The sequence below is a fragment of the Blastochloris tepida genome (assembly GCF_003966715.1).
Taxonomy (GTDB): domain Bacteria; phylum Pseudomonadota; class Alphaproteobacteria; order Rhizobiales; family Xanthobacteraceae; genus Blastochloris; species Blastochloris tepida.
The window spans coordinates 321879-333429 of sequence record NZ_AP018907.1; the positions used below are offsets into that span (position 1 = coordinate 321879).

Here is an 11551-nt window from a genome sequence, read left to right on the forward strand (position 1 = left end):
GCGCAAACTCGGCAACGATTGCGCGGCGTGGTCGCGCCGGTTTGTCCGGGCACAAAGACCGGGCGGGGCCTGCGGCCTAGAACTCCGCGCATCAATGGCGCTTCGCCGCGGAGGACCGATGGCCGTTCAGCCCTGGCACGCCGTGGCCGACGTGATGGGCCGCGCGCCGGCAACGATCCGGGTGTTCCTGGATCACCGCATGCATTGCGTGGGGTGTCCGATCGCCCGCTTCCACAGTGTCGAGGAGGCGTGCCGCGAGCACGGGCTGGCGCTGCCGCCGGTGCTCGCCGCCCTCGATGCCGCGGTGGCGGTTCACCAGGACGCGCCGCCGTGACGGAGGTGGGGTCAGAAGCTGCCTTCGGCCAGCATCATCAGCTGGTGGGGCTGGCGCAGCGTGATCTTCTGGCGCGTGCTCTCGACCAGGCCGCGCGCCTCCCAGGCGCTGAGGATGCGGCTCACGGTGTGCAGCGTGGTGCCCGTCATCTCGGCGATGTCCTGCCGGGAGATCGGAAAATCGATCGTCACCCCGGTCTCGACCTTGCGCCCGGCCTGCTGGGCGAGGCGCAGCAGCGCGTGGGCGACGCGGCGCTCGACCTCCAGCGTCGACATCTCGACGATGCGGGTGTGCATGTCCTGCAGCCGTGCGCCCACCGTCTGCAGCGTGTTGCCGGCGAGTTCGGGATGCGCCGCCACCAGCCGCGGCCACGCCGCCGACGGCCATTGCAGGGCGATGCTGTCCACCACCGCCACCGCCGTGCCGGGATAGGCGGTGCGGCCGATCGCCATGGCGACGCCGAACACCTCGCCCGGCACGACGAAGCGCACCACCACCTGCTGGCCGTCCGGCGTCAGCTTGAACACCCGCAGATGCCCGTGCAGCAGCACGAAGAAGGCGTGGGCCTCGGCGTCCTGGTGGAACACCGCCGCACCCTTGGGATATCGCACCGATTGGGCCTCGCGCAGCAGCGCGTCGAGGTGTTCGGGCGCGAGGCCGGCGAACAGGGGAAGGTTCGCGATCAGCGTCCGGTCCAGGCTCGCCAACATCTCCTCCGATCCGACAGCCGCTCTGGGTCGTGGCACATTTTTCGACCCGCGGAGCCGGCACGCCAGTCTACAGGGTGGCGCCCGGCATGACGCGGTTCAACAGCGCCGCATGCCCTTTTGGCTCGCGATCCGATCCGACGGCATCGGATCCGGCGCGCCAGGGCTTTGAATTTTCGCATTCTCGCCGGCAAGACCGGCTGCCGCTGTTGTGGAAACGGCTCCCGGTCCCATCGACATTCATCGGAACCGGATGGTTGCCGCGGCGAGGCCGGCGAAGCCCACGACGTGCGGCTTGCGTCGCTCGTATCGGGTGGAGGTTCCGGATTCGGCGTACAAGGAACGGAGCGGCGACAGGGCGACCAGCCGCCCCGGGTATGACCGCTCAGGCCTTCAAGCCTTGAAGGCCTATTGATGACCGCCCTGCATCGCTTCGATGTTCTTCCGGGCGGCAGCGGATTTCGGCGACGTGCTCTGCGCCACGCGCGAGAACAGCTCGAACGCCTTGCCGTTGTCCGGCTGCGCCACGCCCTCGCCCTTGTAGTACATCAGGGCGAGGAAGTAGGTGGCCTCCATGTCGCCGGCGTCCGCCGCCCGCGTGTACCATTCGAGCGCGCGCTGGAGATCGACCGCCACGCCGCCCCAGCCCTGCTGGTAGAACGCGCCGACGCGATAGGCGGACTTGGCGTGCCCCTTCTCGGCGGCGCGTCGGTACCAGCGGAATGCCTCGGCCATGTTCCTCTCGGTGCCGCGGCCGAATTCGTAGAGCTTCGCCACCAGGAACTGTGCGTCGCGATTGTCCTGCTTCGCCCAGGGCAAAGCGAGGGCGAGCGCCTTGTCATAATCCTTCTCGCCATAGGCGATCTCGGCGTCGGCGAGATGGCCCTCGGGTTCCGGTGGTGGGCGTGTTGCGGAGTCGGACTCCGCGTCGGAGCCGGACTCCATTTGCATCTCGAGCCCCTTGCCGCCGAACCGCGGCGCAATATTGGCCGGGTTGTTGGCCGGGGCGAGCCCGCGCTCGGGCGCCTGCGTCCTCGACGTGCCGCCCGGCTTCATGAACAGTTCGTTCCTGAGCCTGTCGGCCTGGCTCGGCGACGCGCTCGAACCCGGGGTGTAGACGCCCTGTCCGGCGCGGGGCGCTGCGGTTGGCGTGCCGGCCGGTGCGCGGGTCTGGAACGGCGACTGGGGGGATTGCCGGGAGGACGGCGAGGTTTCGTCATCCCACAGCAGGACGGCGGCAGCACCGCCAGCCATGGCGACGGCGGCAAGCGCGATCGCCGCGATCCGGGCTCGCGTACCTCCAAAGCGGCCGGTGGTGCCGGATGCCGGCGAATTGGCCGAAGACTTGACGGACGCTGCCTGTGTCCGTGGGTCCAGGATCGCGGCAAGGCTCTGGCGGCGGCCGTGTTCGGCGGCGGCGGCGCGCACTGCCTCGATGAAGCTTGCGACGTCGGGAAAGCGCCGGTCGGGGGACTTCTCGAGCGCCTTGAGGATGACCGCGTCGAGCGGCCCGCCGGCACCGGCGCCGAGGCTGCTCGGGCGCGACGGCGTCTGGCTGATCTGCGCCTGCATCAGCTCGTAATCGGTGGCGCCCCGGAACGGCGTCGCGCCGGTGAGCATTTCGTAGAACACGGTTGCGAGGCCGTAGAGGTCCGAGCGCTGGTCGCCTTCCGCGCCCTTCAACTGCTCGGGCGCCATGTAGGCCAGCGTGCCGATGATGCTGCCGTCGCGCGTCAGCCGGTTGCCGCCCTGCACGCGGGCAATGCCGAAATCCATGATCTTCAGCACGCCGCTGCTGGTCACCATCAGGTTGGCCGGCTTGACGTCGCGGTGGATGACGCCGGCCGAATGGGCGTAGGACAGCCCATCGCCGGCCTGGGCGATCAGGTCGATCGCGGTTGCCATGTCGAGCCTGCCGCCGCGCTTGGCGAGGATGGCTTCGAGGGTGGCGCCGCGCACCGCCTCCATCACCATGTGCAGGCCGCCATGCTCGGTGAGCAGCGCATAGAGCGTGGTGATGTTGGGGTGGTTGAGCTTGGCGAGGCTGGTCGCCTCGGCGCGAAACCGCTTGGCGAAGTTCTCGTCGTTCATCAGCTCCGGCCGCAGCGACTTTATCGCCACCTCGCGGCCCAGCACCGTATCGACGGCCAGATGCACCTGGCCGATGCCGCCCTGGCCCAGCAGGCCGGAGATTTCGTACTGGCCGATCTTCGTCATCGTGACGGTCTCCCCCGCCGTGCGGCGGTCAGTCTCCGGCGGCTGGTGCCGGCCCCCGGAAGGCGGGAAGCCGGCGGGTCTCAACGTCCGTTGCGGCGGACGGCTCGGCGGCGACATGAAAGACGCCGACCGAGATGTTGTCGGAACCGTCCAGCTCTGCGGCGGTGCGGATCAGGCGCTGGCAGGCGGTGAAGGGCGGATGGGCGCGGCACTCGGTGCTGATGATGTCGGCCCCCACCGCGCCGGTGAGCCCGTCCGAGCACAGGACGAAAATGTCGCCCGGCCGGATCTCGATGCCGGTCTCGTCGATGGTCGGACGGATCTGCTCGCGCGTGCCGAGCGCCTGCAGGATGATGTGGCGCTGCGGATGGGTCTCCGCCTCCTCGCGGCTGATCAACCCTTCGCGGACCATCTGCTCGACCAGCGTCTGGTCGTCGCTGATCTGCGCGATTCCGCCGTCGCGGATGAGATAGGCGCGGCTGTCGCCGATGTGGGCGAGCCAGGCGCGCCCGTCCTGGAAGGCGAGGGCGGTGCAGGTGGTGCCCATGCCGGCAAGCGACCGGTCGGCCGCCGCCTCGGCCAGGATGGCGGCATTGGCTTCGCGCAGGCAGGCGCGCAGGCGCGCGGCCGGCGGCTCGCCGCTGTTCCAGTAGCCCTGGACGATGATCTCGGTGGCGATCTCGCTGGCCCGCTCGCCGGCAGCGTGGCCGCCCATGCCGTCGCACACCACGGCGATGGCGCCGAGAAAGCCGTCGCCGCAGCCATTGCCGGCATGACGCTCGCTGTAGGCGACGCGATCCTCATTCGCCGCCCGCACGGGGCCGCACTCGGAAAGCATCGCGCCCCGCACGCAAAGGGAAGCCGCCGGATCGGCCATCTCTCACCGCCATGCCGGTCTCGCAGCGTCCGGTCCGGCCGGGCCGGTGCGGGACAGTGCGAGCCGTCGTTCAGGTTGTCTCAGTTCGCAAAAACGGTTCCCGCTCTTGCGGAGAAGGCTCTAGTTGCTGCGCTGCGCCTGCAGGAGCGCGCGGCCGTGCTTGATCGGCACCGCGAGCGAGACGCGGATGTCGCCGAGCGAGCGGCCATAGGTGAACAGGCCGATGACCTTGCCGTCGCGGTTGAACACCGGGCCGCCGCTGTTGCCGGCGCCGGTGGTGTTGATGCTGAGCTGGAAGGCATCGCCGAAGTTCGAGAAGGTGGTGAGCGTGCTGCCTTCCTGGCGGATGGCCGAGCCGACCCGCGAGATGATGCCTTCGGTGACCGTCGGCTGCGGGATGTCCTCGGCGCGGGTGCGCGCCGATCCCGCCTCGTTGATGGTGAGCAGCGCCTTGTCCTCGATCGACACCGCCGGATAGCCGAGCACCGTGACCCGGTCGCCGACCACCAGATCGTCGCCCTCGGCGATGTCGACCTTGGTCAGGGCCTGGGGGGTCTCGATCTTGATCAGCGCCGCATCGGCGTCGGTGGAGGCGCGCACGAACTGCGCGCTCATGCCGAGCCGGCTGAGCGGGAATCGCACCAGCAGTTCCTCGATGCGGCCGGCGAAGATGCCCGGCCGCGAAATGCGGATGGGGGCGTTGTTGGCGAAGATGATGCCCTTGTCCTGCTCGGGCACCCAGTTCCTCGGTTCACCCGGCCGCGCCGACAGGTCGTCGAGGGTCTTGTGGTATTTCACGATGTCGCGCGCATAATGCTTCTGGGCCGGCAGCCGCTCGTTCTCGGGAATGAGCAGGATCTCGGGCGAGGAGAACGGCCACTCGTAGCGCGTCATCCAGGGGGCGGCGACGTGCTTGTTGGTGAGGATGAAGCCGTTCTCGCTGACCACGAACCCGGATGCCATGCCTCGGCCGAACACCCGCTTGTTGGTGCGGAACTCGTCCTCCAGGGTCAGCCAGGGAACGACGGTGTTGTCTCTGGTCAGAATGAAGCAGGGCCGCAGGTTGCGCTGCCCGTCGTAGAGCGTCTTGATGAGAAGCGGCTTGCCGGTCTCCTGGTCGTAGAGGCCCCAGGACACCTCGATCTTCACCGTCGAGTCGCCCCATTTCTCGACGATCTCGCGCGAGGTGGTGCCGATCTCCTTGGTGAGGGCGGCGGCGCTCTCGGTCTTGGCGCGCTCGATCTCTTCGGCGTGCTGCTGAATCTGAGCCTGCGCGTCCTCATAGACTTGGCTGGCGGTGCGCTGGGCGTTCCAATAGAGGCCGCCGGCGACGATGAGGATGGCCGCGCCGAGCCCGGCGCCGATGCCGATCCACGACCGCTTGGCCGCCGACCGTTCGGCCACCAGCATGCGCTCGACAGTCTCCTTGCCGACGCCGGGCTTGGGCGGCGGCATGGTGTCGTGCATCGGCGCGATGATCGGCTCGTCGAGACCCGCCGGCCGGGGGATCATCCGGGTGACCGCGGTGTCGACGGCGGACATGACGCGGGTCTTGCCGGCATAGCCCTCGGGACGCGGCTGGATGTCGAAAACGAACTTCGGGCCATCCTTGCCGAGCTCGACGGTGTCGTCGGGAAAAAGCTCGGTCGCCTCGGAAATGCGGACGCCGTTGACGTAGGTGCCGTTGCTGCTGCCGGCGTCCTTGATCGTGAAGATCAGATTCTCGGGGTCGACCAGTGTGACGACTGCGTGTTCCCGGCTGACGAGGTCATCCTGAACCGCATCGTAAAGCACCTCCGATCCGGCCTTGCGGCCGATATGGATCACGAGGTTCTCCGAGATGTCGAACTTGTCGATGCGGTTTGCTCGAGATCCGCTGATATGACGAAACAACACGCCCCGCACTGACGACTCCATAACCGCGCCCCCTCGCACGCTTCCTGACCTGACCGCAGGTAGATACCGGCACTGCACAAAATTCTAGTTTGTGCGACCGACGATTGCAACGGATCATGTTTTGGCTATAATCCGCGAACTGCGGATCGTGAGTGTCGGTTTCTCGGCATTGTGTATTGTCGTGAATGATCGGTAAACGCGGTATGCTGTTTCAATGTCTTGCGACGAAAGCTGTTTGTCGTTTTTCAAATTCTCAATTGGCGGCGTGGTGGATTTGAAGCTTTACGGGTCTCTGATGCGACAGGGGTTGAGACATGATCTCGATGTCATCTGACGCCGGCAGGACGGCGTTGGCCATGCGTGGAAAATCATCCTGGTTCCGGTCGAGAACGCTGGTGGCCGTGTGCGTCGCGGCGCTGTGCCTGCCGGCGCTGCCGCAACCGGCAGCGGCGGGGAATGGGCGCGCCGTCGGCGCCATCGTCGGCGTCGGCTTGGCGCTTGGCCTGGCGGCCGCGCTGGCGAGCCAGGCGCAGGCCAATCAGCACCGCTACGCCACCGGGAAATCCAGGTCGGCCAACAAGTCGACCGTCCGGCGCGCCAAGAAGAACAAGTCGTCGGAACCGAATGTCGCGCTGCAGAAGCCGGCGGCGCCGGTGCAGGAGACAGCCGCCAAGCCGGGCCGGGCGACCGAGCCGCGTCTCGTCGAAAGCGAGGCGGCGGCCGACAGGCCGGTGCCGCTGGCGGCGAATGCGAAAATGTCGGCGCCCAAGCCCCTGCCGGTCGAAGGCGTTCCCGAGCCGGTCGAATAGACCAAGCCCGCGCAGACGCGCGCGCCCGCTTGCCGGGCAGCCCAACGGGCTGCCCGGAGAGGCCGCGAGGCATGCCAACGCCGGACAGGAGGCGGAAATCCGGGCAGGGGGCAGGACGCGGGGGCAGGAAAAAAGGGGCAAGAAAGCAAAGGGGGCAGGTGCCAGCCGGCCTGTAAGCCGGGTTCTGTAGGGCCCGGGGTCGCCCCCGGACGTGACGGCCATTCCTCTGGGACGGCGCTCGCGCGCCGCCTCAAGCAACCAACCCGGGTGGCGGCCCGGAGACGGGCCTGGGCGCGGCCTTTCGGTCCGCCCGCGCCACCCCTATTCGGTTTTGCTCCCGGTGGGGTTTGCCGTGCCGTCCCCGTTGCCGGGTCCGCGGTGCGCTCTTACCGCACCCTTTCACCCTCACCCCGGCCGGGGCCGAGGCGGTCTGCTTTCTGTGGCACTTTCCCTGGGGTCGCCCCCGCCGGACGTTATCCGGCACCGTGTCTCCATGGAGCCCGGACTTTCCTCCGCGTGAGCGGCGGCCGTCCGGCCGACTGGCAAGGGTGGAATGGGGGTGCCGGCCGGCCGCGTCAAGGGCGGCGGGCCGTCGGGCCACAAAAAGGGGCGGGGTGACGCGGTCCGGAACCTGATCGTCCACAGGCCCTGCGGGTCCAGACCCGACGGTCCCGGGTTGCGCAGCTTCGCCGCTTGCCCGGGACGACGACCTGGGCCTTGTCATCCCGGCCGAGCGTCAGCGAGAGCCGGGATCGTTCTCCGAAAAAGGCCCCATCCTGCAAACGGTCCCGGGGCGCGCAGCTTCGCTGCTTGCCCGGGACGACGGGCTTCAGACGCGGGGGGTCGCCGTGCTTGCCCGCGATGCCTTCAGGCCGGCGTCGCGCGCCGCGATCAGGTCGCGCAGCGTGGTGACGGTGGAGACGTCCGCGACGCCATCGACGCGGGCAGGGCGGAAGTGGCGCTGGAAGGCCGCGACCACCGCCTCGGTGGTTTCGTCGAACAGGCCGGTGATGTCGACGCCATAGCCATAGAGCGCCAGCATCGCCTGCAGTGCCTCCACCGGCAGTCCGCGCTCGCCGCGGACGATGAAGCGGCCGTCGGCGGCCGGGGCGGGCGGCACCCACAGGCCGACGCCGGCCGCGGCCAGCGCCTGCCACGGAAACTTCTCGCCGGGGTCGCGCTTGCGCAGGGGCGCGACGTCGGAATGGGCGAGCACGCGGTCGGGCCGGATGGCGCGGCGGGCGATGATGTCGCGGCAGAGCGCGATCACCGCATCGATCTGCGCCTGCGGAAAATCGGGGCAGCCGAAATCATGGCCGGGATTGGCGATCTCGATGCCGATCGAGCGCGAATTGACGTCGGTGTCGCCGGCCCAGATCGACTCGCCGGCGTGCCAGGCGCGGCTGTGCTCCGGCACGAGCTGCAGCACCCGGCCCGAGTCCTCGACGACATAGTGGCAGGATACGGTGCCGTCCGGCCCGGCGAGGCAGGCCAGCGCCTCGGCCAGCGACGGCAGGCCGGTGTAGTGCAGCACGATGGCGTCGGGCATGCCGCTGCCGCGCCGCTCGCCGAAGCGCGGCGAGGGCATGACGGCGGTGACCAGGGGGCAATCGGGGGCGAAGGAGTCGGGCATCGGATACTCGTTCATCGGCCGGCGGTGCGCTCGGCGCGGATGGTCTCGTAGGCGGCGTTGATGGCGGCGAGCTTGTCGGTGGCGAGGCGGATCGCCTCGGGCGGCAGGCCCTGGCCGATCAGCCGGTCGGGGTGGGTCTCCATCACCAGCCGCCGCCACGCCTTGGTGATCTCCTCATTGCTGGCCTGCCGCGACACGCCGAGCGCGAGATAGGGGTCGCCCTTGCCGGGGGCGAGATGGCGCGCCTCCATGGCGGCGAACTCGGCCTCCGAGAAGCCGAAGATCGCCGCCACCTCGCGCAGGAAGGCGCGCTCGTTGGGATGCACCGCCCGGTCTGCCTTGGCGATGTGGAAGAGGGCGTCGATCACCTCCTCCTTCACCTCCGGGGCGTCGGCGAAGATGTCGGCGAGCTGGCGGGCATAGGCCTCGAAGCCGGCGACCGAGCCCATGGCGAGATCGAACACCCGGCGCACATTGGCCATCTCGTCGTCGGGCACCTCGAACACTTCGTGGAACGCCTCGACCTCGAGCGGCGTCACCACGCCGTCGGCCTTGGCCATCTTGGCCGACAGCGCCACCACGCCGATGGTGAAGGCGAGCGATTTCGCCTGCGGATCGGCAGGGCGGCCGAACGGCACGTCGATGATGAAGTGGCCGGCGATGCCGCCGACCAGCGCGCCCAGCGGGCCGCCGACCGCGAGGCCGACGCTGGCGCCGCCGAGCTTTCCCCAAATGGTCATCGGCCGGGTGTCCTCGACTGGGGCCGGGAGATCACGTCATGGTCCCGAATCCGGAACGCGCCGAAATCCTAAAAGGGGCGGGGGCGTTCGGCGATCGAAATGCGACCCTTCCGGCGTGCTGCGCGGTCTTCGCAGCCCGGTCCGGCCGTGGCGGGGCTGCCGGCGGCAAGGCTGCCGGCGGGAGGGCAACCGTTCCTTAACCTTCAGAGAGCGTAAATCCAATGGCATCCTGGCGCGACGTGCGTCTCGCCCCCGTCCGATTCCATTGACGACCATATTTGCCCATGTTATCCCAAACCATCCCGCTCGGATGGGCCGCGTCGGGCGCGGTCCGGTGTGCGCGGTCCAGCCGACCCCAGTCGGGCGGCGTTCGGGCCTGCGCATGCGGGCTGGACATTCCGGCGCCCGTCGGCGCGCGCGTCGAGCTGGGGGATGGCGACCGCGATGGACCGCTTCGTGTCCAGCTACACGATGCGTCTGGACGCCAAGGGGCGCGTGTCGATTCCTGCTCCCTATCGCACGGTGCTGGCCCGCGACGGCTTCGACGGGGCCTATTGCCTGCCGGCCCTCGATGCGCCGGCGATCGATGGCGGGGGGCGGATGCTGATCGACGAGATCGACCGGCTGATCGCGATGCTGCCGCCCTATTCGGACGAGCGCGACGAGATGTCGAGGGCGCTCTACGGCTCGAGCGAGCTGATGAAGCTCGATCCGGAAGGCCGCGTCATGCTCAGCGAGACCCTCAAGAGCCACGCCCACATCAAGGACGGCGTCACCTTCGTCGGGCTCGGCCACAAGTTTCAGATCTGGGAACCGGAGCGTTTTCGCACGCACCTCGACGAGGCCAAGACGAGAGTGCGCGATCTTCGCAAACGCCTCGGACACCCGGATGCGCCAGCGCGCGCCCCTGGAGCACGGGAATGATGGCGGGCGGCGGACCCGACCAACGGGCCGCCGGCGGACCTGCCCGCCACATTCCCGTGCTGGTGGGGGAGGTGCTGGCGGCGCTGGCGCCGCAGGACGGCGACGTGATCATCGACGGCACGTTCGGGGCCGGCGGCTACAGCCGCGCCATCCTCGCCGCCGCCGATTGCCGGGTGGTGGCGATCGACCGCGACCGCACCGCTATCCTCGCCGGCTGGGATCTGGTCAATGCCGCCGACGGCCGCCTGACGCTGGTCGAGGACCGGTTCTCGCGGCTCGATGTGGTCGCCGCCGACCTCGGCTTCGCGCAGGTCGATGGTGTGGTGCTCGATATCGGCGTGTCGTCGATGCAACTCGACGAGGCCGGGCGCGGCTTCTCGTTCCGGGCCGATGCGCCGCTCGACATGCGCATGGCCAGCGAGGGCGAGAGCGCCGCCGACCTGATCGCCCGGCTCGATGCGGCGACGCTGGCCAACGTGATCCATCTCTTCGGCGAGGAGCGGCACGCACGCGCCGTGGCGCGGGCGATCGTCGCGGCACGCGCCGAGGCGCCGATCACCACGACGCGCCAGCTTGCCGACATCGTCGCCCGCGTGGTGCACGTCAAGCCCGGCGACATCCACCCGGCGACCCGCACCTTCCAGGCGCTGCGCATCGCGGTGAACGAGGAGCTCGACGAACTCGCCGACGCTCTTCTCGCCGCCGAGCGCGTGCTGAAGCCGGGCGGGCGGCTGGTGGTGGTGAGCTTCCATTCGCTGGAGGACCGCATCGTCAAGACCTTCCTCACCGAGCGCTCGCGCGCCTCGGCCGGCGGCTCGCGCCACCAGCCCGAGGCCGCCGTCGCGCCGGCCACGTTCGCGCGCATCGGCCGCAAGCCGGTCGAGGCGTCGGACGCCGAGGTCGCCACAAATCCGCGCGCCCGCTCGGCCAAGCTGCGCGCGGCGGTGCGGACCGCGGCTCCGGCCAGGCGCGAGGCTCCGGCGCCGGGCTGGGTGCCCGATCCGTTCGCCGCCACCGGCCGGAGGCGCTGACATGCTTCGCATCCTCAACACCATCGTCGTGCTGGCGCTGATCGCCGCCGCGGGCAGCGTCTATCAGGTCAAGTACGAATCGACGCTGCAGGCCGAAAAGATCGCCAAGCTGCGCAACGAGATCCGTCAGGAGAAGGAGGCGATCGCGCTGCTGCGGGCGGAATGGAGCCAGCTGACGCGGCCCGACCGCATTCAGGCGCTGGCCAGCCGCCACTTGGCGCTCAAGACCTTCGACCTCGACCAGCTCGACAGGCTCGACAAGCTGCCGGACCGGCCTGCGCCGCCGGGCGATCCGATCGGCGACATGCTGGACGACATGGAACCGCGCGACGCCATCGACGGCGCCGAGACGGGAGACGGGCTATGAGCGGGCCGCGCGCCGA

General features: G+C 69.3%; 11 protein-coding genes and 1 other RNA gene. 5 read left to right on the plus strand and 7 right to left on the minus strand.

Features of this window, described 5'->3' with window-relative positions; translation table 11 throughout:
* Positions 1 to 118 precede the first annotated feature (118 nt).
* A complete protein-coding gene (locus BLTE_RS01380; protein ID WP_126396910.1) occupies positions 119 to 334 on the plus strand; it encodes a DUF1858 domain-containing protein in 216 nt (71 codons plus the stop codon).
* Between the two features lie 11 nt (positions 335 to 345).
* Here BLTE_RS01380 and BLTE_RS01385 read toward each other — a convergent pair whose 3' ends face one another.
* The 4 genes from BLTE_RS01385 to BLTE_RS01400 form a co-directional block, all read right to left on the minus strand.
* On the minus strand, positions 346 to 1041 hold the full coding sequence (locus tag BLTE_RS01385) for a Crp/Fnr family transcriptional regulator (RefSeq protein WP_126401984.1): 696 nt from the start codon (positions 1039 to 1041) through the stop codon (positions 346 to 348).
* A 408-nt stretch (positions 1042 to 1449) separates the two neighbouring features.
* Complete coding sequence (locus BLTE_RS01390) at positions 1450 to 3258, minus strand: serine/threonine-protein kinase (RefSeq protein ID WP_160140481.1); 1809 nt, start codon at positions 3256 to 3258, stop codon at positions 1450 to 1452.
* Positions 3259 to 3286: 28 nt separating this feature from the next.
* A complete protein-coding gene (locus tag BLTE_RS01395) occupies positions 3287 to 4075 on the minus strand; it encodes a protein phosphatase 2C domain-containing protein (protein ID WP_160140482.1) in 789 nt (262 codons plus the stop codon).
* A 180-nt stretch (positions 4076 to 4255) separates the two neighbouring features.
* Positions 4256 to 5962 carry a trypsin-like peptidase domain-containing protein gene (locus BLTE_RS01400; RefSeq protein ID WP_160140483.1) on the minus strand — a complete coding sequence of 569 codons (1707 nt, stop codon included), beginning with the start codon at positions 5960 to 5962 and terminating at the stop codon, positions 4256 to 4258.
* Positions 5963 to 6426: 464 nt separating this feature from the next.
* Between BLTE_RS01400 and BLTE_RS01405 the strand changes: the two genes are divergently transcribed.
* Positions 6427 to 6840 carry a hypothetical protein gene (locus BLTE_RS01405; RefSeq protein ID WP_126396918.1) on the plus strand — a complete coding sequence of 138 codons (414 nt, stop codon included), beginning with the start codon at positions 6427 to 6429 and terminating at the stop codon, positions 6838 to 6840.
* A 157-nt stretch (positions 6841 to 6997) separates the two neighbouring features.
* Here the strand turns inward: BLTE_RS01405 and rnpB are convergent.
* The 3 genes from rnpB to BLTE_RS01420 form a co-directional block, all read right to left on the minus strand.
* Positions 6998 to 7383, minus strand: an RNA gene (rnpB, locus tag BLTE_RS01410) — RNase P RNA component class A.
* 286 nt (positions 7384 to 7669) lie between these two features.
* Positions 7670 to 8473 carry an N-acetylmuramoyl-L-alanine amidase gene (locus tag BLTE_RS01415; RefSeq protein ID WP_244600071.1) on the minus strand — a complete coding sequence of 268 codons (804 nt, stop codon included), beginning with the start codon at positions 8471 to 8473 and terminating at the stop codon, positions 7670 to 7672.
* An 11-nt stretch (positions 8474 to 8484) separates the two neighbouring features.
* On the minus strand, positions 8485 to 9213 hold the full coding sequence (locus BLTE_RS01420; RefSeq protein ID WP_126396923.1) for a TerB family tellurite resistance protein: 729 nt from the start codon (positions 9211 to 9213) through the stop codon (positions 8485 to 8487).
* A 444-nt stretch (positions 9214 to 9657) separates the two neighbouring features.
* Between BLTE_RS01420 and BLTE_RS01425 the strand changes: the two genes are divergently transcribed.
* From BLTE_RS01425 to ftsL, 3 genes are read left to right on the plus strand one after another with little or no spacing between them, the layout of a single operon-like run.
* On the plus strand, positions 9658 to 10137 hold the full coding sequence (locus BLTE_RS01425; protein ID WP_126401985.1) for a division/cell wall cluster transcriptional repressor MraZ: 480 nt from the start codon (positions 9658 to 9660) through the stop codon (positions 10135 to 10137).
* A complete protein-coding gene (rsmH, locus tag BLTE_RS01430) occupies positions 10134 to 11168 on the plus strand; it encodes a 16S rRNA (cytosine(1402)-N(4))-methyltransferase RsmH (protein WP_126396925.1) in 1035 nt (344 codons plus the stop codon). Before BLTE_RS01425 ends, rsmH begins: the two co-directional genes overlap by 4 nt.
* A 1-nt stretch (position 11169) precedes the next feature.
* The gene (ftsL, locus tag BLTE_RS01435) at positions 11170 to 11535 is read left to right on the plus strand and encodes a cell division protein FtsL (protein ID WP_126396927.1); all 366 of its coding nucleotides are present in this window, start codon (positions 11170 to 11172) and stop codon (positions 11533 to 11535) included.
* Positions 11536 to 11551: the final 16 nt, after the last annotated feature.